At 72.7% G+C, this 19,315-nt stretch carries 16 protein-coding genes; 3 read left to right on the top strand and 13 right to left on the bottom strand.

What is annotated here, in order from left to right:
• Nucleotides 1–85 precede the first annotated feature (85 nt).
• Nucleotides 86–2,356, top strand: a complete 2,271-nt coding sequence (locus LDL48_RS13595; RefSeq protein WP_225255427.1) for a transposase — start codon at nt 86–88, stop codon at nt 2,354–2,356.
• Between the two features lie 153 nt (nt 2,357–2,509).
• Here LDL48_RS13595 and LDL48_RS13590 read toward each other — a convergent pair whose 3' ends face one another.
• Nucleotides 2,510–3,115 (bottom strand): TetR family transcriptional regulator, encoded by a 606-nt coding sequence (locus LDL48_RS13590; protein WP_225255426.1) that lies wholly within the window; start codon nt 3,113–3,115, stop codon nt 2,510–2,512.
• Nucleotides 3,116–3,191: 76 nt separating this feature from the next.
• Between LDL48_RS13590 and LDL48_RS13585 the strand changes: the two genes are divergently transcribed.
• A complete protein-coding gene (locus LDL48_RS13585; protein ID WP_225255425.1) occupies nt 3,192–3,662 on the top strand; it encodes a nitroreductase/quinone reductase family protein in 471 nt (156 codons plus the stop codon).
• Between the two features lie 70 nt (nt 3,663–3,732).
• On the opposite strand, the gene LDL48_RS13580 is transcribed toward LDL48_RS13585, so the two are convergent.
• The 6 genes from LDL48_RS13580 to LDL48_RS13555 all read right to left on the bottom strand — a co-directional run bounded on the left by LDL48_RS13580 (nt 3,733) and on the right by LDL48_RS13555 (nt 11,401).
• Entirely contained in the window at nt 3,733–4,737 is a 1,005-nt protein-coding gene (locus LDL48_RS13580; RefSeq protein ID WP_225255424.1) for an NAD(P)/FAD-dependent oxidoreductase, read from the bottom strand.
• Between the two features lie 63 nt (nt 4,738–4,800).
• Complete coding sequence (locus LDL48_RS13575) at nt 4,801–5,388, bottom strand: GTP-binding protein (protein ID WP_225255460.1); 588 nt, start codon at nt 5,386–5,388, stop codon at nt 4,801–4,803.
• Nucleotide 5,389: 1 nt separating this feature from the next.
• Nucleotides 5,390–5,764: a DUF742 domain-containing protein gene (locus tag LDL48_RS13570; RefSeq protein ID WP_225255459.1), complete on the bottom strand. Its 375-nt coding sequence runs from the start codon at nt 5,762–5,764 to the stop codon at nt 5,390–5,392.
• Nucleotides 5,765–5,855: 91 nt separating this feature from the next.
• A complete protein-coding gene (locus LDL48_RS13565) occupies nt 5,856–6,260 on the bottom strand; it encodes a roadblock/LC7 domain-containing protein (RefSeq protein ID WP_189078622.1) in 405 nt (134 codons plus the stop codon).
• Nucleotides 6,257–9,832 (bottom strand): sensor histidine kinase, encoded by a 3,576-nt coding sequence (locus LDL48_RS13560; RefSeq protein ID WP_225255423.1) that lies wholly within the window; start codon nt 9,830–9,832, stop codon nt 6,257–6,259. The genes LDL48_RS13565 and LDL48_RS13560 overlap by 4 nt, the downstream gene beginning before the upstream one ends.
• 447 nt (nt 9,833–10,279) lie before the next feature.
• Nucleotides 10,280–11,401 (bottom strand): adenosine deaminase, encoded by a 1,122-nt coding sequence (locus LDL48_RS13555; protein ID WP_225255422.1) that lies wholly within the window; start codon nt 11,399–11,401, stop codon nt 10,280–10,282.
• Between the two features lie 26 nt (nt 11,402–11,427).
• On the opposite strand from LDL48_RS13555, the gene LDL48_RS13550 reads away from it, so the two are divergent.
• Nucleotides 11,428–12,249, top strand: a complete 822-nt coding sequence (locus tag LDL48_RS13550; RefSeq protein WP_225255421.1) for a methyltransferase domain-containing protein — start codon at nt 11,428–11,430, stop codon at nt 12,247–12,249.
• A gap of 42 nt (nt 12,250–12,291) precedes the next feature.
• Here LDL48_RS13550 and LDL48_RS13545 read toward each other — a convergent pair whose 3' ends face one another.
• From LDL48_RS13545 to LDL48_RS13520, 6 genes are all read right to left on the bottom strand, one after another.
• The gene (locus LDL48_RS13545; protein ID WP_225255420.1) at nt 12,292–12,972 is read right to left on the bottom strand and encodes a DUF4272 domain-containing protein; all 681 of its coding nucleotides are present in this window, start codon (nt 12,970–12,972) and stop codon (nt 12,292–12,294) included.
• A gap of 6 nt (nt 12,973–12,978) precedes the next feature.
• The gene (locus LDL48_RS13540) at nt 12,979–14,259 is read right to left on the bottom strand and encodes a thymidine phosphorylase (RefSeq protein ID WP_225255419.1); all 1,281 of its coding nucleotides are present in this window, start codon (nt 14,257–14,259) and stop codon (nt 12,979–12,981) included.
• Nucleotides 14,260–14,342: 83 nt separating this feature from the next.
• The gene (locus LDL48_RS13535) at nt 14,343–15,056 is read right to left on the bottom strand and encodes a cytidine deaminase (protein ID WP_225255418.1); all 714 of its coding nucleotides are present in this window, start codon (nt 15,054–15,056) and stop codon (nt 14,343–14,345) included.
• Between the two features lie 137 nt (nt 15,057–15,193).
• A complete protein-coding gene (locus tag LDL48_RS13530) occupies nt 15,194–16,462 on the bottom strand; it encodes an ABC transporter permease (RefSeq protein WP_225255458.1) in 1,269 nt (422 codons plus the stop codon).
• Nucleotides 16,463–16,467: 5 nt separating this feature from the next.
• Nucleotides 16,468–17,733 (bottom strand): ABC transporter permease, encoded by a 1,266-nt coding sequence (locus tag LDL48_RS13525; protein ID WP_225255417.1) that lies wholly within the window; start codon nt 17,731–17,733, stop codon nt 16,468–16,470.
• Nucleotides 17,730–19,244, bottom strand: a complete 1,515-nt coding sequence (locus tag LDL48_RS13520; protein ID WP_308016457.1) for an ABC transporter ATP-binding protein — start codon at nt 19,242–19,244, stop codon at nt 17,730–17,732. The genes LDL48_RS13525 and LDL48_RS13520 overlap by 4 nt, the downstream gene beginning before the upstream one ends.
• Between the last annotated feature and the right edge of the window lie 71 nt (nt 19,245–19,315).

Below are 19,315 nucleotides of genomic sequence, written 5' to 3'. Positions count from 1 at the left end.
CGGTGGAGACCTCGCGCAGCACCTGACGGACGCGCGGCTCGAGGTAGGTCGCGAACAACCCTCACCCGGGGAGGAGGACGACGCCGTGGCGCTCGTGCGCGTGTACTGCGGTCTGGCGTCGGCTGATGAATCGGTGCGTACGGCGTCTGTCGTCGCTCCGTTGAGCATCGCCGTGGTGGACGACGCAGGACGACTGCTCGGGGTCCACGAGATCAGCGACGACCCGGCCGGTTACGCCCAGCTGGGTGCGCTGCTCGTGGAACGGACGAGTGGGTTCAGCGACGCCGCGGTCGCCGCGGACAGTGACGACCACGTGGTGACCTCGCTGCTCACCGCGGCCGGCCGGCCCCTGGCCGTGGCCGACGACGACGCCACCGACGACTTCGCCGAGCGCTTCGCCGACGACGACTCCCCCGACGAGATGCAGGCGCCACACGCGGCCCGCCGCGCCGTCGGGCTGGCCCGCGCCCTGCAGGCCGGCGCGCTGGACGCCGTCACCACCCCGGCGCCCCGCGAGCTGACCAGCTACAAGCCGATCCTCGCGGCGCACGTCGCCATGCTGACCGGACGGCACGCGGCCGCCATCGCCCTGCGCGAGGTGCTCCGCGAGCTGTACCCGGCGGCGCTCCGGGCGTACCCGGACCCGGCCCACCCCCTGGCCATGGCCGTGCTCGACGCGCTGCCCGAGCCCGGCCGCCTGACCGGCCGCGGCACCGACCAGAACCAGATCGCCGAGGACGTGGTCGCCGAGCTGACCCGTGCCGGCGTCGGCACCGAGGACCAGGTCGCCTCCGCGGTCACCGCGATCGTCCTGGCGATCAACGAGTCGCCCCGCCGCGGCGGCATCAACAAGTCCCTCGCCGGGTCCGCCGCCGACACCGTGCGCCAGGCCGTCGGCGCCGTCCGGTCCTGCGACAACGCCTGCGAGACGCTGATCGGCACGCTGGCGGCCCGGGCCGCCCTGCAGACCCCGAGCGCGCCCGCTCCGCGCCGCAGCGCCGGTGCCCGCCGCGCCGCCGACACGGCGACCAACCTCCAGGCGGTACGCCCGGGCGACACCGGTACCCGGCTCACCCGCCCCGGCGACACCGGCACCCGCATCACCCGCCCCGGCGACACCGGCACTCGCATCACCCGCCCCGGCGATACCCGCACCGGCCGCCGCAGCCGCCCCGAACCGGCCGCCGGCAACTCGCCCGCGACGCCGCGCCCGCTCACCACGCCGCCGGTCGCGCCGGAGCCGATCATGCCGCCGCCGCTGGCCCCGCGTCCGGTCACCCCGCCGCCGGTCGCACCGGCCGCCGCCGCGGGTCTGCCCAGCCGCACCCCGAACCCGCCGCCCGGCAACCGCCCGGTCTCCGTGCCGCCGCCCCCGCCCGGCATGACGCCGATCGTGCCCGGCTCCCGCAGCCCGGTCCCGCCGGACCAGCCGGCCCCGCCGACCCAGCCGTTCCGGTCGACCATCACCGACGCCGCCATGGGCAAGGCCCGCGCCGAACGCCAGCGCACGGTCATCCCGCCGCGTCCCAACACCCGCACCCCGGCCACCAACGGCGCCTCGGACTACTCCCTGTCCATGCCGGCGCAGCGACCCGGCGAGGACAAGCCGGAGCCCGGCTCCCGCGCCAACTGGCCGCTGCTCAACAACGACGACGACCTGGCACCCGCCACCGTGAGCGGTCCGCCGTCCGACGGCCGGGTCAAGCCGCCGTGGCAGGACATGCCCAAGGAGCCGCCGGCCCTGCGCCTGGTCGAGCCGCAGCTCGGCGGCCTGGCCGACATCCCCGCGGACGTCACCGCCATCACCGAGCCGCCCCCGCTGCGCCTGGTCGACCGGGACACCCCCGAGCGCAACGGCCGTAACGGCCGCGCCACCCCCCGGCGCACCACGCTCACCGCGCTGGACCGCAGCACGCAGCCCCCGGTACCCGCCGAGGGCGACGGCGACCTGCTGATCTTCGCGGCGGCCCGGTCGGCCTGGTTCACCGGCCACAGCGAAGCCCCAACCACGATGGACTGGACCAGCCCGCTGGACACCGGCTGGCAGGCCGCGGAGAAGGCGGCCACCCCGGAGGTCGCCGCGGAAACCGCCGCCGGCCTGCCGAAGCGGGTGCCCCAGGCCAACCTGGTGCCCGGCTCGCCGTTGCGTGACGAGCGGCCCCTGCGCATCGTCCGCGACGCGGCCAGCATCGCCGCGCACACCACCGGTTACTTCCGCGGGTGGCGCCGGGGCCAGGAGATCGGCGGGTACGCGATCGGCGGCCGGCCGGGGCGTGAGGCGGCCGGCGGCTGGGACTTCAGCCGGGACGGCCAGCCCGAGGACTACCGCAACAACGCCGACTACCGCAGCAGCTAGGCGGTCGGCGCCGCGGGATGGTCGAGACCTGCCGGCCGCGGGTCGAACGCCCGCCGGATCAGTTCGGCGCCGCGGGATCAGTTCGGCGCCGCGGGATCAGTTCGGCGCCGCGGGATCAGTTCGGCAACGCGGGATCAGTTCGGCAACGCGGGATCAGTTCGGCGCCGCGGGATAGTCGAGGCCGGCCGACAGCAGGTCGAACGCCCGCCGGATCAGTTCGGATTCCGGCGCGTCGTGGCCGGCGGTGCGCCAGGCGGTGACGGCCGGCTGCACCGCGCACAGTACGACCGAGGCCACCAGGTGCGGCCGGGGATCGGCGGCCGGGTCGACCCCCATCCGGGCGCCGATCAGACCCGCCACCTCGTCGAACCGGGCGGCCCCTCGCTCGACCCGCGCGGCCGCCAGCGCCGGGCTGGCCGAGATCAGCGTCTGCAGGCTCCGGTAGCGCGCCTCGGCCTCGGACGCCCGCACCACCTCCACCGCGGCCGTCCGCATCGCGGTCAGCACCGGCAGGCCGGCCGGCTGTCCGGCGAACGCCTCGAGGATCGCGGTGATCTGGGCGTCCGCGAGCGACAGCGCGACGTCCTCCTTCGAGGTGAAGTACCGGAAGAACGTGCGCGGAGACACCTCCACCGCCTCGGCGATCTCGTCGATCGTCGTGGCCTCGAAGCCGTTGGCGCAGAACAGCGCGTGCGCCGCGTCGATCAGGGCCTCGCGCGTCCGCTGCTTCTTCCGTTCCCGCAGGCCGGTCTTATCCACGCCGCCAGCCTACGTGGCGTCATCCCTGGGCGTTTGTCAGTTGACGACATTTGTCGGTGGGTGACATCGTAGTGGCATGCCGAAGCCGCCCGCGCCCACGTCCTGGTTCTGGAAGCTGCACCGTCAGTTGGCACGCCTCAACACGTTCCTGTTCCGCAGGACCGGCGGGCGGGTGGGCGGGTCCTACTTCGGCGGCGCGCCCGTGCTGCTGCTGCACCATGTCGGCCGCAAGTCCGGTCAGGCCCGGATCAATCCGCTGATCTACCTCGACGACGCGCCCCGGCTGGTCGTCGTCGCGTCGAAGGGCGGCGTCGACGCGCATCCGGCCTGGTTCCACAACCTGATGGCGATGACCACGACCGAGGTCGAGCTGCCCGGCGGGGAACGACGACGGGTCCGTCCGCGCCGCGCCGAGGGGGCGGAGCGGACCTCCCTGTGGGAACGGGCGGTGGCCATCTACCAGCCGTACGCGGCCTACGCGACCTACACCGAGCGGGAGATCCCCGTGGTCGTGCTCGAACCCGCCGACCCCACGCCGGCCGGATGACCCGCTCCCCGCAACTATGTCGACCGCGCCGTCCCGCCCGGCGGTCATCCGGCCGTCACGGCGCCGGCCGTCACGGCGCCGGCCGGCACCGCCCGAGTTCCGGCGCGTCCCGCCCGGTGACGATCTCCCGAGCCACCAGCCGCCCCACCGTGGGAGCCAACGTCACCGCCGAGTGCAGCACCGCCACATAGGCCGACCGGTCCGCCGTCAGGTGCCCCACCACCGGCCCGCCCGCCGGCATCGGCCGCGCACCCACGCCCCACCCCAGCAGCCGCACCTCGCCCCGGAACGCGGCCCGGAGCCGTTCCACCGCGTCCTCGACGGCACTCCGCACGGCCACCGGCGACGGATCGTCCGGCATCGGCGCGGTCATCAGCAGCCGTCCGTGCCGCAGCTCCCGCACCTCGAAGCCGGGACCGGCCACGATCGTCCGGACCAGTCCCGGCGGCGCCGCCAGACGGACCAGAAGGGCCGGGGACACCCCGACCGGCACCCGAACCCCGATCTGCTCTGCCAGAGCCGGTACGGCCGTCCCAGCGGCCAGCACCACCGTCGAGGCCGCGTGGTGACCCGCCGCGGACACCACCCCGGACACCCGGCCCCGTTCCGTCGCCACGGACGACACCGCCGACCCCAGCACGACCCGGGCGCCGAGCCCCCGGGCCGCGTGGACCAGTGCCCGGGTCAGGCCGACCGGATCGACGGCCCCGTCGGTGGGGGTGTGCACGGCGCGGTCGGGGAGCGTGCGCAGGCGCGGTTCCAGGGCGGCGACCCGGTCCGGGCCGATCCACCGCCGGCCGGGTCCCGGAGCTTCCGCGCCGCCCCAGGCCAGTGACCCGGTCCACCGGACCGCCACCCCGGGCACCTCGGACTCCAGCCGGCGATGGTCGGCGAGCGCGTCGGCGCGCAGATCCGCGGCACCACCGGGCCAGTCGCCGCCGGCGTCACCGATCCAGGCGAAGGACGTGCCGGTGACCCCGGCCGCGGGCGACCCGGCACCGTCGATCAGGGTGACCGGCGCGCCGGCCCGGGCGAGGTGGTACGCCACCGAGGCGCCGACCACTCCGGCCCCCACGACCAATACCGGGGCAGCGAGAAGCCCCGCGCCGGCATGCCGGTGCGGGGCTTCCACTCAGCGTCAGGCCGGGGCTACCGCGCGCGAACGGCGCATCGTCAGAACGTACTCGACTAGCGAGATGAGTACGTTCTTGGTCGATTCGCGGTTGCGCGCGTCGCAGCTCACCACTGGAACCTCGGTGGAGATCGCGAGAGCGTCCCGGACGTCCTGGGCATTGTGGTACTGCATGCCGTCGAAGCAGTTGATCGCCACCAGGTACGGCAGGCGACGATGCTCGAAGAAGTCGATGGCGGCGAAGCAGTCGGCGAGCCGGCGCGTGTCGACCATGACCACCGCGCCGATGGCGCCCCGCACGAGCTCGTCCCACATGAACCAGAAACGCGTCTGGCCCGGTGTTCCGAACAGGTACAGGATGAGATCACGGTCGATACTGATCCGGCCGAAGTCCATCGCCACGGTGGTCGTCGTCTTCCCCGGCACCTGCCGGTTGTCGTTGACCCCCACCCCGGCTGAGGTCATGATGGCCTCAGTCGTCAGCGGGGTGATCTCCGAGACGGACCCCACCAGCGTCGTCTTACCGACGCCGAACCCACCGGCGATAACAATCTTCGCCGATGTGACGCGCCCGGCAGCCGGGCGACGCGACATGTCAGAGCCTGCGAAGTCCACTCAGCACCCTCTCCAGCAGTTCCGTGCCCACCGCATCGGTCTCGTCCTCGAGCGAGGTCGGCTCGTACACCGCGACCAGGCCGTCGGTGGCCATGTCGGCCACGATGACTCGGGCCACACCGAGCGGCAGTTGCATGCGTGCGGCGATCTCCGCGAGCGACTGCACCCGGCCGCCGTCGCACATCGCCGCGATGTACTGATGCTCGCTGCCCCCCCGGCCGGTCCCGGTGTTGCGGCCGCGAACGGTGGTTTCGACGAGCGCTTCGAGCGCAATCTCCAACTTGGGCCGAGTTCTACCGCGGGTTACGGCGTACGGCCTGACCAGCGCGCCGGTCGGCTCATCGCGTTCGGGCATCGTCACCGCTCACCCCATCCCTCGGCCCTTAGAAGTGTCTCTTGGTTTCAATGTTTTGGACAGCCGCCATCGAGGCCGGCGAATCGCCCGTTCAGCCCAGCACTCCGGCGGTGGACCGCGGAGCCGGCGTCAACGCCTCGCCGACCCGGTCGACCAGCAGCGCCATCTCGTAGCCCACCTGGCCGACGTCGCAGCTCCGCGCCGCCAGCACGGCGAACGACGAGCCGTCGGAGATGGACATCAGGAACAAGAACCCGTTGTCCATCTCGACGACAGTCTGCAGCACCGCACCGCCCTCGAAGCATCGGGCGGCGCCTTGGGTCAGGCTGACCAGGCCGGAGGCGATGGCCGCCAGCTGGTCGGCCCGGTCACGCGGCAGGTCCCGCGAGGCCGCGAGGAGCAGACCGTCGGCGGAAACCGCAATCGCGTGCGCGACCCCGGGAACGCGATCGGCGAAGTTGGCCAGAAGCCAACCGAGATCCTGCGTAGATGTCATGCCTCATGCTCCTTGCCAGCCTGGGAAGACTGCTGCCCGCCCGAAGTCTCCTCCGGATTGGTCGATTGTTCCTTGGTGCGACCCCGCTGCACACCCCGGTGGTACGCGGACAGTAGCCCGCGAACCGCCTCGGGAGTGCGGCGCTGGACGGAATTACCGCCCCGGTCGACACCACCGGGGACGAGCTGTGCCATCGGCGTGCGCTTCGGCAGGCCGGCTGACGTGGTGGTATCGACGGGCGCCTCGGCAGCCGCACGGGCGGCCTGCCAGCCCTCGTCCGCCGCCGTCTGCCACGGGCTCGACGAGGCACTGCCGTTGGACGCGACCGCGCCCACCGTGGCCCGGTCGTGACCCCGAGACTCGGGCGACCCACCCTGCTGTGGCACCGATCGGGCCGGCTCACCCGTGGAGAAGCGCTGGGTGGTGACCGGCGAGTCGTCACCGCTGTCCGCGGACGGCGGGGTCGGCTGCGCCGGAGCCTTGGCCGGCGCCGGAGTAGGCGCCGGGGATGTCTTCGGTGCCGCCTTGGCCGTGGTGAACCAGGCCGACTCGAGCTCCCGGAAGATCGGCAGCTCCATCGTCTCGTCGGCGTACTGGGTGGCACCGTCCGTGGCGCGTTGCCGGGCCGCCGCCTGCGCGGCGGCGATCTGCGCGGCCGCGGTGGCCTGCGCCTCGGCGGCCTGGGCCGTGGCGGCCTCGTGCGCCGCCTGGGCGGCCGCCGCGGCACGCTGCGCCTCGCTCGGCGCGGCCGGTGCGGACTGCGGATTGGTCGGGCGCTCCACCCGCGGCTGGGAGCCGGTCGCCGAGCGGTCCGGACGGTACCGCGGGATCTCCGCGGTCATGTCCAGCGCGGCGGCCAGGCTCTCCGGTACGTGCGGCGGCGTGCCGTTGCCGTCCCGGTCGCCGGCGACCGGCGGCCAGGCCGGCGGCGCCGACGCGGGTGCGGGCGGTACCGACGCGGGCGACGGCGACATCGGCGGTGCCGAGGTCGGCGGTCCGGAGACGGGCGGCGAGGAGACCGGCCGTCCGTACGGCGGCGCGGACATCGGCGGCACCGGCGGGGCGGACACCGGCGGCGGGCCACCGAACGGGTTGCGGCCCTGGTTCTCCGGGTTGGGCGGCAACTGGCGCGGGATGGTGGCCCCGAACGAGCCGGAGTCGTCCGGCCGGAAGTTCTCGCCGTTGCGGCGCTGCGGCAGCCCGTCGCCACCGGCGTAGCCCTGTGGGCGGTGGTCCGGCGCGGGCGGCAACGGCGGGATGACCTCGTTGCTGCGCGGTCCGTGGAAGCCGTTGGCACCGTTGCTGCCGTTCGAGCCGTTGCCGAAGCCGTTGCCGAACCCGTTCGCGGCCGGAGCCCCGGTCAGGTCGGACCAGGCCGGTACGGAACGGTTACCGGTGCCGAGCATGCCGCCGGAGTGCATCGGCGGGTTCGGGTCGAACGGGCGCCCGCCCTGGAACCCGCCGCGGGACGAGCCGCTCTCCAGCGCCAGCGGCTCGGCGAACTGCGGCCGGGACGGCGCCTGCGGTCCGTCACCGAACTGCGGGGCGCCGGCGTGCGCGGTGGCCTGCAGCCGACCGGCCGCCGACGTGGTGACCAGCACGCTGAGCGGCAGGCCGACCTCGGCCACGGTGCCCCGCTCGTTGTCGGCCGGGCGCAGTTCCACCTTGACGCTGTGCCGGTTCGCCAGCCGGGCGACCACGACCAGGCCCATCATCCGGGAGACGGCGACGTCCACCGTGGGCGGGTTGGCCAGCCGCTCGTTCAGGTCGCGCAACTGCTCGCGGCTGATGCCGATGCCGCGGTCCTCCACCGACAGGATCGCGCCGTCGCCGAGGCGGCGGGCCTCCACCAGCACGGTGGAGTTCGGCGGGGAGAACGCGGTCGCGTTGTCGAACAGCTCGGCGACCAGGTGGACCATGTCGTTGACCGCGTGCGCGGCCACCTCGATGTCCCGGTCAATCATGCCGAACTCGATGCGCGTGTAGTGCTCGACCTCGGACTGCGCGGCGCGCAGCACGTCGATCAGGGCGGCCGGCTCGCGCTGCACACGGGTGGAGTCGGCGCCCGCGAGCACCAGAAGGTTCTCGTCGTTCCGGCGCATTCGGGTGGCCAGGTGGTCGAGCTGGAAGAGTTCCGCCAGCCGGTCCGGGTCCTCCTCGCCGCGCTCCAGCCGGTCGAGGTGACCGATCAGCCGGTCGACCAGGATCTGCGAACGGCGGGCCAGGTTGACGAACATGGTCGCGACGGAGGCACGCAGCGCGGCCTGCTCGGCCGCGGTGCGGACGGCTTCCAGGTGGACCGCGTTGAACGCCTCGGTCACCTGCCCGAACTCGTCCCGGCTGCGCACCGGCAGCGGCTCGGCCACCTGGTCGGCAACCTGCGCCGGGGTGAGCGACGCGGACAGCGCCGGGTCGCGGAGCCGGTTGACCGCGTGCGGCAGCCCGAACTGGGCGACCGAGAGCGCGCCCTGGCGCAGTTCGCGCAGCGAGCGGGCCATCGACCGGGCCACCAGCCAGGCGAACAGGATGGCCAGCAGCAGCATGCCGAGCAGGATGCTGGTCTCCAGGAAGACCTGGCGCTGCACCTTGTCCCGCAGGGCGGTGGACTCGTCCACGATGATCTTGTCGAAGCCCGTCTCGACCGTGCGGAAGAGCTTGTTGTAGCCCGTCATCGCGGTTTCCCACTGGTCCCGGTTGAACGGGATCGCGCTGGCGTTGGTGCCCTCGAGGTTCTGCAGCTGCACGGTCAGGTTGGTTGCCGCGGTCTTGTTCGGGCCGCTCACCGTCCGGGCGAACATCTGCTGTTCGACGTCGCTGCCGACCGAGCGGAGCGTGGCGTCGGCGATCGAGTAGCCGGTGTCGGTGAGAACGAACTGGCGGCGCAGCGGCACGCTGAACTCGCCCTCGGCGACCACCTTGAGGCCGACGTTGCGCTGCTGGGAGATGTAGTCCTTGGCCCGGGCCACGGCGGCAGCCGCACGCATGTGGTCACTCAGCGTGGTGTCGGCGGCCAGCTGCGCCGAGGCGTCGCGGACGTCCAGCAGGTCGTTGATGATCCGGCCGTAGGTCTCCTCGACGTCCTGGAGATCACGCTGGCCGTTGGCCACCTGACTGCGGACCGCGGGCAGCTCACCCAGGTTGTTGTCGAGACGCCGGACCAGCACCTCGACCTTGTCGGGCACCTCTTCCAGCGCGGCCTTCTGCTGCGAATACGGCACCTTGGCGGCATCCACCTGGGCATGCTCGCCGCCGTACAGCTTGGCCACCTTGGCCCGGTCCGGGGTGTTGGCACGGGTCGTCGCGATCATCACGCCGTACGCACGCTCGTCCTGCAGCTGATCGACGAGACCACCGGCGGCCTGTGACAACACGGCGAGCGTGCGGGCACGCTCGGCGTTGCTGGCCTCGTTGATGTGGTCCACCAGACCACTCACGCCGACGATGACCGTGGCGAGCGTGGGTACCAGCATGATCAGGCCGAGCTTCGACCAGATGGGGAGATCCCGCAGCCGGCCGGCCGGTCGGCTGAGACGCGACATGACAGCGTTCGCCGTCTTGGGGCGCTTGCTCACGTCACCGTCCTCCTGATTCGGACTCGATCGTCGGCTGACCGAGTGCCGCACGTGGCCGACTCGCCGGGTCGGGCCCCCGAGATTCCATCACGACGAGTGTCAAAGAGAAAGACCAGCCCGACCCGGACCGCCTGTGTGATGCGATGTTGCTCCGGTGGAGTTGGACATCGTCGGCCAAGTCGTTACTGCTCGTATATTTCTGCGTCTCTCACGGTCACTCCCAACGACCGACGACGCGCGGGGGTCGCGCCTTCGACCGAGCCCCGTCCATGCGGACAGGGCAGCACGAACGATTACTCGCACGGCGATCCACGGCAAGGCAAGATGCCGGATTGTGCAGTGTTTGTAGACAGCAATGTGTCCGATCGGATGAGCCGACTGACCGAATCGCCAGTTTCCTGGAACGAAAGTAGGGCCGTGTCCGGTATTAAGCCGCTAATCCGGATTTCACGGGATCAGTTTCGCGTACGCCGGCTTGATCACTTCGTTGATGATGGTCAGCCGCTCGTCGTACGGGATGAACGCCGACTTCATCGCGTTGATCGTCAGCCACTGCAGTTCCGCCCAGCCCCACCCGAACGCCTCGACCAGCAGCGCCATCTCCCGCGACATGGACGTTCCGCTCATCAGCCGGTTGTCGGTGTTCACCGTGACCCGGAACCGGAGATCGTGCAGCAGCCCGATCGGATGCTCGGCGATCGACGGCGCGGCGCCGGTCTGCACGTTGGACGACGGGCACAGTTCCAGCGGGATGCGCTTGTCCCGGACGTAAGCGGCGAGCCGGCCGAGCAGCGGAGGCGCCGACTCGGTGCCCCCGGTCGCGGTCACCGCACCGGGGTGCGGGACGCCGCCGTTGATGTCGTCGACGATCCGTACCCCGTGCCCCAGACGGTCCGCGCCGCACCACTGGATCGCCTGCCAGATCGACGGCAGCCCGAACGCCTCGCCGGCGTGGATGGTGAAGTGGAAGTTCTCCCGCTGCAGATACTCGAACGCGTCCAGGTGCCGGGTGGGCGGGTAGCCCGCCTCGGCCCCGGCGATGTCGAAGCCCACCACGCCGGCGTCCCGGAACCGCACCGCCAGCTCGGCGATCTCCTGCGACCGGGCGGCGTGCCGCATCGCGGTCAACAGGATGCCGACCCGGATCCGCCGGCCCTGGGCGGCCGCCTCGGCGGAGCCGGCGGCGAACCCGGCACGGACCGCCTCCACCACCTGGTCCAGGTTCAGCCCGCGCTCCAGGTGCTGCTCCGGCGCGAACCGCACCTCGGCGTAGACCACGCCGTCCGCGGCCAGGTCCTCGGCGCACTCCCGGGCCACCCGGTGCAGCCCTTCCTCGGTCTGCATCACCGCCACGGTGTGCTCGAACGTCTCCAGGTAGCGTTCCAGCGACCCGGAATCGGCGGCGGCGACGAACCACTCGCCGAGCCGGACCGGGTCCCGCTCGGGCAGTTCGTGGCCCACGGCGCCGGCCAGGTCCACGATCGTTCCCGGCCGCAGTCCTCCGTCGAGGTGGTCGTGCAGCAGCGCCTTGGGAGCCTTGACGATGTCTTCTGCGGTGATGGCGGCCATCAGACGACGATAGAGGTATCCCGGCAATGATCGACGGAGCACTGCCGTACCTGCGCTGCCCGGTGTGCGAGGGCGCGGTGGCGCGGGCCGGGGCGGGGTCACTGCGCTGCCCGCGCGGGCACACCTTCGACATCGCCCGGCAGGGGTACGTGGACCTGACCGCCGGCCGGGTGCCGCACCAGGGCGACTCCGTCCCGATGGTCGCCGACCGGGCGGAGTTCCTGGCCGCCGGCCACTACGACTTCATCGCCGCCGCGCTCGCCGAGGCCGCCGCGGCACACCGGCCGGCCGGCGACGGACCGGTGCTGGACGCCGGCACCGGCACCGGCTGGTACCTCGGGCACGTCCTGCAGGCCCTGCCCGGCGCCGTCGGGGTGGGCCTGGACGTCTCCAAGCCGGCCCTGCGGCGGGCCGCCCGGGCGCACCAGCGGGCCGGCGCGGTGCGTTGCGACCTGTGGCGCCGGCTGCCGCTCGCGGACGCGTCCGCCGCGCTGGTCCTGGACGTGTTCGCGCCGCGGAACGCCGCCGAGTTCCGGCGGGTGCTGCGCCCCGGCGGCGCGCTGCTGGTCGTCACGCCGGCCGCGGACCACCTGCACGAGCTGGTCGGCACGCTGGGCCTGATCCGGGTGGACCCGGACAAGGCGGAACGGCTCGCCGACCACCTCGGCGGCCACTTCACCGCCGCCGGGACGACCACCCACCGCCGTACCCTGCACCTGGCCGGCGCCGACCTGCGCACGCTGGTCGGCATGACGCCGAGCGCCCGGCACGTCCGGGCCGGCGATCTTCCGGAGCACGACGTGCCGGTCACCGCGGCCGTCGACCTCACCGTGTACCGCCCGGCCTGACCTCAGGTAAGGAACTTGCATGGGTTTCCGCCGCGGGTGGGCTCAGACGGACAGGTCGACCTCTTCCCAGCCCGGCGCCCGGTCGTGGTACGGCCCGGAGAACACCACCGCCCACTCCAGCGCCCAGCGCCGCTGCCCGACGGCGTTCGCGTTGATCTCACCGGGCACCGGCCGGCCCGCACTCTCCACCTCCTGGAATGCCCAGTCCAGGCAGTAGTAAAGGTCGAGCAGCACCGCCGCCTCGACCGCGTCCCGGGGCGCCACCAGCGACCGGGACCGCCAGCTCTCGAACGACTCGCCGCCCGGCAGGTCCGGCATCTGCTGCATCAGCCGGTCCTCGGGCACCGCGACCGGGTCCAGGTGCCGGCTCAGCCCGAGCAGCCAGGCCAGCGCGAAGACGGCGTCGTAGTGCAGCACGAACGAGCGGTGATCGCCCTTCCCGCCGACCACGAACTGCCACTCCGGCGGCGTCACGGCCTCCACCAGGTGCGAGTTGAGCAGCCAGCCCATGGCGAGGTCGGTGGGCATGCCGAAGCAGCGGGCCACCACCACGTGCAGCACCGCCACCCGGGCCTCGATCTCCCGGGTGGGCCGCAGGTCGACCCCGTCACCGGGCTCCCAGACCAGCGGGAACCCGGCCGGCGGCAGCGGCAGACCCAGCCGTTCCAGCTCGTCCAGGCTGGCTTCCCGGACGGCGCGGGGGTCGGGCGCGGCTTTGGTCATCGCCGATCAGGCGATGCGGTCGATCAGCAGCGGTGCCGGGGCTTGCGCGGTCTCCGCGACCACGACGGCGGGTGCGGCGACGGCCCGCGCCGCCGCGATCCGGCCCGGTTCGTCGGTACGCAGCTCCAGCAGCGGATCACCGGCCCGGACCGGGTCACCCGGCCGCACCTTGAGCACCACCCCGGCGCCGAAGCTGACCGGATCCTCCTTGCGGGCCCGGCCGGCGCCCAGCCGCCAGGCGGCGACCCCGATCCCGTACGCGTCGATTGCGGCGACCACCCCGTCCCGCTCGGCCCGCAGCACCTCGGTCTCCCGCGCCACCGGCAGCGGCGCGTCCGGATCGCCGCCCTGCGCCGAGATCATCGCCCGCCAGGTGTCCATCGCCGCGCCGGACTCCAGCACCTTGGCCGGGTCGGCGTCACGCAGGCCGGCCGCGTCGAGCATCTCCCGGGCCAGCGCCAGGGTCAGTTCCACCACGTCCCGCGGCCCGCCGCCGGCCAGCACCTCGACCGACTCGGCCACCTCGACCGCGTTGCCCACCGCGAGACCGAGCGGCGTGGACATGTCGGTCAGCAACGCCACCGTGGTCACCCCGCTGTCCCGGCCCAGCTCCACCATCGTCCGGGCGAGTTCGCGGGCCTGGTCCAGGTCCTTCATGAACGCCCCGGTGCCCACCTTGACGTCCAGCACCAGCGCGCCGGTGCCCTCGGCGATCTTCTTGCTCATGATCGAGCTGGCGATCAGCGGGATCGCCTCGACGGTCCCGGTGACGTCGCGCAGGGCGTACAACTTGCGGTCGGCCGGGGCGAGTCCCTCGCCGGCCGCGCAGATCACCGCGCCCACCTGCTGCAGCTGGCGGACGAACTCGTCGTTGCTCAGCGTCGCCCGCCACCCCGGAACCGACTCCAGCTTGTCCAGCGTGCCGCCGGTGTGCCCCAGCCCGCGCCCGGACAGCTGGGGCACGGCCGCGCCGCACGCCGCCACCAGCGGCGTGAGCGGCAGCGTGATCTTGTCGCCGACGCCGCCGGTGGAGTGCTTGTCCGCGGTCGGCCGGGACACCGCGGACAGGTCCAGGCGTTCCCCACTGGCGATCATCGCCGCGGTCCACCGGGCGATCTCCGCGGACGTCATCCCGCGCAGCAGAATCGCCATGGCGAGCGCCGACATCTGCTCGTCGGCGACCACACCCCGGGTGTACGCGTCCACCACCCAGTCGATCTGCGCCTCGGACAGCGCGTGCCCGTCCCGCTTGGCCCGGATGACGTCCACCGCCGCGAACTCGCTCATGACCACCTCTTCGTCCCCGCCGCGTTCGTCCTCATCCTGCCGCGTCGCCGTCCCGGCCGTGGCCGTCCCAGCACCCGCTCAGGTTAGGCGCCGTCCCACCGGTTGCCGATACCTTCGGGCGGTTCACCCTCGCCGGCCCAGGACAACGCGCCGGCCGCGTCCACCACCACGATCCGCGGGGTACGCACCTTGGCCCACCGCACCGCCGCGGCCGCGGTCGGGAAGTTGGGGCCCTCCTCGAGCACGCCCTTCTCCGCGTCCGCCGCGTCGGAACTGCCACCGGACCGCTCCCAGTAGCCGGTCCAGATCTGCTCGCCGCCGGACAGGTCCGGGTGCACGAAGACGGTGCCGCGGCCCCGCCACTTCGCCAGCCGGGTCGGCACCTCGGGCACCGCGGCCGGCCCGTTCACCTTGTCCAGGTCGTCCGGCCCGAACGCGTGCGGCAGCAGTTCCGCCATCCGCAGCGGCCGCGGATCCGCCTCCACCAGGCAGTCGGCGCCGCCGTGCTCGTACAGCAGCTGCCGGCACCGCCCGCACGGCATCAGCGGCGCGCCGGTCGCATCGACACAGGAGATCGCCACCAGCCGCCCGCCCCCGGTGGCGTGCAGCGAACTCACCAGGCCACACTCCGCGCACAGGCCCACGCCGTACGACGCGTTCTCCACGTTGCAGCCGACCACCACCCGGCCGTCGTCGACCAGCCCGGCCACGCCCACCGGAAAGTCCGAGTAGGGCGCATACGCAAGTCGCATGGCCCCGATGGCCGCCTCCCGCAACGCCTCCCAGTCGATCTCCATCCCACGATTCTGCCCCACCCACCCGGCCGACACGGCACTCCCCGCACCGGCGTCGATACGGCCGGACCCCCGGGGAAGCAGCAGCACCCACCCAACCCGGAGCGCCACGCCTCAAGAGAGAGCGCGGCGCCCCGGTGTCAGGACTTGAGATACGGCTGACCGTCCGCGGCCGGCGCCCGTACCCGGCCGACCAGCCCGGCCACCGCGACGATCGTCGCGAGGTAGGGCAGCATGTTGAGGAACTGGCTGGGCACCGGGCTGCCCACCGCGCTCAGGTAGGTGGCCAGCTTCTGCGCGAACCCGAAGAACAGCGCCGCCCCCAGCGCCCCGACCGGCGTCCACCGGCCGAAGATGAGCGCGGCCAGGGCGATGAAGCCGGCGCCGGACGTCATGTTCTTGGTGAAGCTGCCGGTGGCGACCAGCGTGAAGTACGCACCGCCGGCGCCCGCGACGAGACCGCCGACCAGCACGTTGGCGTAGCGCAGGCCGCGTACCCGGATGCCCACCGTGTCGGCCGCGGTGGGGTGTTCGCCGACCGCCCGGGTACGCAGGCCCCACCGGGTCCGGGAGAGCCCGAAGTGGATCGCGACGACCAGGATCAGGGCCAGCCAGACCAGGAAGTTCGTCTCGAACAGCACCGGGCCGATCACCGGGATGTCGGCCAGCACCGGAATCCGCCACGTCTCCATCTGCGGCGGCGTGTTGTACGACTGCGCGTCCGGCTGCATCAGCCGCTCGTAGAGGAAGCCGGTGACGCCGACCGCGAACAGGTTCAGCACGATGCCGACCACCACCTGGTCGACCAGGAACCGGATGGCCAGCACGGCCAGCATGGCGGCGATCAGCGCGCCGCCCACGGCCGCGCTGAGCAGGCCGAACCAGACGCTGGTGGCCATCGTGCCGACCAGCGCGGCGGCGAACGCGCCCATCAGGAACTGGCCCTCGATGGCCACGTTGACCACGCCGGAGCGTTCGCCGAGCACGCCGGCCAGCGCGCCGAGGATCAGCGGCAGGGCGAGTTCCAGCGAGCCGCTGGCGGTGTCCACCAGCGGCATGAACTTGCCCGCCACCTGCCAGCACAGGAAGGACAGCACGAACCCGACGATGCCGAGGCCGAGCAGCGTGGTCTGCCACCGCTTGGCCACGCCGACGAGCAGTGCCACGCCGGCGCCGATCGCGACGATGCCGAAGAGGACGGCGCCGAGCTGGCCGTTGATGCTGAGCGCGGCGCCCTCGGCGTCCTCGCTGAGCGTGAAGCGGGCGGTCTCGGACGGCGCCAGCGCACCGAACAGGGCCGCGGCCAGCACTCCGATCGCGACCAGCGCGGTGCCGAGGCGGCGCTGCCGGTTCCAGAACCGCTTCGGGGCGGTGGCTTCCGCCAGATCCTGTTCCGTTGCCGTGGAAATGTGGCTCACCAGCCCTTCGCCATCGAGGCGCCGAGCCGTGCGGAGCGGGCGGCGCGCAGGTGGAAGATCGTTTTCACCAGGGCGGGTGCGGCGATGAAGATGACGATCAGCGCCTGCAGCACGGTGACCAGTTCCAGCGAGATCCCGCTGAACGACTGCATCCGGTTGCCGCCGGCGCGCAGCGCGCCGAACAGCACCGCGGCGAGCAGCGTGCCCCACGGCCGGTTGCGGCCGAGCAGCGCGACGAGCAGGCCGTCGAAGCCGATGTTGCCGGCCACGGCCGGGGTCAGGGAGTAGGCGGTGCCCAGCACCTGGGTCGCCCCGCCCAGGCCGGCGAGGCCGCCGGCCACGACCATCAGCAGGGTGTACGTCCTACCGACGCTGATCCCCGCGGTCCTGGCGGCGGCCGGGTTGGCACCCACCGCCCGCAGCTCGAAGCCGAACGCGGACCGGTTCAGCATCCAGGCGACGGCCGCGGTGACCAGCACGGCGAGCACGATGCCGAGGTTGACCCGCAGCGCGCCGCCGAGCGAGGGCAGCTGCGCCGACTCGGCCACCGCCTTGCTGATCGCGTCCGTGCGTCCCGGATCCTGCACGCCCTTCTGCAGGATCAGCCAGGTCAGGAACAGTCCGGCGGTGTAGTTCAGCATGATCGTGGTGATCACCTCGTGGGCACCGGTGCGCGCCTTGAGGATGCCCGGGATGAAGCCCCACAGCGCGCCGCCGGCCAGCCCGACGATCAGCGCCACCAGCAGGTTCAGCACGATCGGCAGGCCGAACGAGAAGCCGGCCACCGCGGCCGCGATGGTGCCGATGACCGCCTGGCCCTGGCCGCCGATGTTGAACAGGCCGCCGCGGAACGCCACCGCGACCGACAGACCGGTGAAGACCAGCGGCGCGGCGTACGTGAGCGTCTCGGAGATCGGGGCGAGCGCCTCCCGCCAGGTGCCGGTGCGCACCGTCTCCGGGTCGAAGACGGCGCCCTTGAACAGGTCCGCGTACGCCGTGCTGACCGCGTTCCAGCTGGCGGTCAGCGCGTCGGACGGGCGCGCGGTGAAGTAGCCGAACGTGTCCAGCACCGCGGAGTCGGACACCACGATGAGGACGGCGCCGATCAGCAGCGCCAGCAGGATGGACAGCACCGTGACGGTGAACGTGTTCGCCGCCCACAGGTTGTGCACGAAGTGGCTGAGGAACGAGTCGCCGGGCTCGTCCTTCTTCGGTGCCGGTGGTGGCGCCTGCTCGGTGGCGACGGCGTCGTCGGTGGTCACGTGGTGCCCTTCTCTGCGGCCCCGGGCGTCCCGGGCTCCGGGGCGGCGGAACCGTCGGTGATCCCGGCCATCAGCAGGCCGATCTCTTCGCGCGGGGTGTCCGGCGAGACGATCGCCAGGATCCGCCCGCGGTACATGACCGCGATCCGGTCGGCCAGCCCGATGATCTCGTCCAGCTCGCTCGACACCACCAGCACGGCGGTCCCGACGTCGCGCTCGTGCACGATCCGGCTGTGGATGAACTCCACCGAGCCGACGTCCACGCCGCGGGTGGGCTGGGCGGCGATGAACAGCCGCAGCGGCCGGGACATCTCCCGGGCCACCACGACCTTCTGCTGGTTGCCGCCGGAGAGCGTGCCGACCGCGGCGTCCGCGGAGGGGGTACGGACGTCGAACTGCTTGATCCGCTCCGCCGCCGAGGTGGCGATGGCCCGCGCGTCGAGACGGAACGCGTTGCCGTACGGCGCCCGGTCGTACATGTCGAGCACCAGGTTCTCGGCGACGGTGAACTCCTTGACCACGCCGTCGGTGCTGCGGTCCTCGGGCACGTACCCGACTCCGGAGCGGAGGATCCGCTTGGTGCTCATGCCGACCAGGTCCTCGTTGTCGACCTGGATGGTGCCGGCCCGGGGCGGCCGCAGGCCCAGCACCGCCTCCACCAGTTCGGTCTGGCCGTTGCCCTGCACGCCCGCGACGCCGAGCACCTCGCCGGCGTGCACCACGAGGTCGACGCCGTCCACCGCGCGGACGCCGCGGTCGTCCTCGACGATCAGCCCGGAGAGCTTCAGCACCGGCCGGCCCGGCTCGGCCGGGGTCTTCTGCACCTCGAGGCTGACCGCGCGCCCGACCATCAACGCGGCGAGTTCGTCCTCCGCGGTGTCCGGCGTCGCGGTCCCGACCGTCCGGCCGCGGCGGATCACGGTGATCCGGTCCGCGATGGCCCGGACCTCTTTGAGCTTGTGGGTGATGAAGACGACGGACTTGCCCGACTCGGCCAGCCCGCGCATGACCGCGAGCAGGTCCTCGGTCTCCTGCGGGGTGAGCACGGCGGTGGGCTCGTCCAGGATCAGCAGGTCGACGTCGCGGGTGAGTGCCTTGACGATCTCCACCCGCTGCTGCGCGCCGACCGGCAGGTTCTCCACCAGCGCGTCCGGGTCGACCGGCAGGCCGTACCGCTGGGAGGTCTCCAGGACGTCGCGGCGGCTGCGGCGCCGGTCCAGCCAGCCGAGCGGGCCGCCGCGGGTCTCCTCGGCGCCGAGCGCGATGTTCTCCGCGACGGTGAACACGGGCACCAGCATGAAGTGCTGGTGCACCATGCCGATGCCGGCCGCGATGGCGTCCCGCGGGCTGCGGAACGTCCGGGGCGTGCCGTCGACGACGATCTCCCCGGAGTCCGGCTGCAGCAGGCCGTACAACTGGTTCATCAGCGTCGACTTGCCGGCGCCGTTCTCGCCGAGCAGCGCGTGCACCTCGCCGGGCTCGACGGTCAGGTCGATGTGGTCGTTGGCCACCAGGTCGCCGAAGCGCTTGGTGATGCCGCGCAGTTCGAGTCTCAGCGGAATCTCCTGCCGACGGGGACGCT

It is taken from the genome of Jidongwangia harbinensis (genome assembly GCF_020216025.1).
Taxonomy (GTDB): Bacteria; Actinomycetota; Actinomycetes; order Mycobacteriales; family Micromonosporaceae; genus Actinoplanes; species Actinoplanes harbinensis.
The sequence above is the reverse complement of the archived record's forward strand: the minus strand, read 5'-3'. Positions and strand labels throughout refer to the sequence as shown.

What these genes read in the sequence shown, in the direction of transcription:
- LDL48_RS13575 (WP_225255460.1), bottom strand. Translation starts at nt 5,388, where the DNA reads ATGTCGCGTCGCCCGGCTGCCGGGCGCGTCACATCGGCGAAGATTGTT.
- LDL48_RS13550 (WP_225255421.1), top strand. Translation starts at nt 11,428, where the DNA reads ATGATCGACGGAGCACTGCCGTACCTGCGCTGCCCGGTGTGCGAGGGC.
- LDL48_RS13585 (WP_225255425.1), top strand. Translation starts at nt 3,192, where the DNA reads ATGCCGAAGCCGCCCGCGCCCACGTCCTGGTTCTGGAAGCTGCACCGT.
- LDL48_RS13545 (WP_225255420.1), bottom strand. Translation starts at nt 12,972, where the DNA reads ATGACCAAAGCCGCGCCCGACCCCCGCGCCGTCCGGGAAGCCAGCCTG.
- LDL48_RS13555 (WP_225255422.1), bottom strand. Translation starts at nt 11,401, where the DNA reads ATGGCCGCCATCACCGCAGAAGACATCGTCAAGGCTCCCAAGGCGCTG.
- LDL48_RS13540 (WP_225255419.1), bottom strand. Translation starts at nt 14,259, where the DNA reads ATGAGCGAGTTCGCGGCGGTGGACGTCATCCGGGCCAAGCGGGACGGG.
- LDL48_RS13565 (WP_189078622.1), bottom strand. Translation starts at nt 6,260, where the DNA reads ATGACATCTACGCAGGATCTCGGTTGGCTTCTGGCCAACTTCGCCGAT.
- LDL48_RS13535 (WP_225255418.1), bottom strand. Translation starts at nt 15,056, where the DNA reads ATGGAGATCGACTGGGAGGCGTTGCGGGAGGCGGCCATCGGGGCCATG.
- LDL48_RS13570 (WP_225255459.1), bottom strand. Translation starts at nt 5,764, where the DNA reads ATGCCCGAACGCGATGAGCCGACCGGCGCGCTGGTCAGGCCGTACGCC.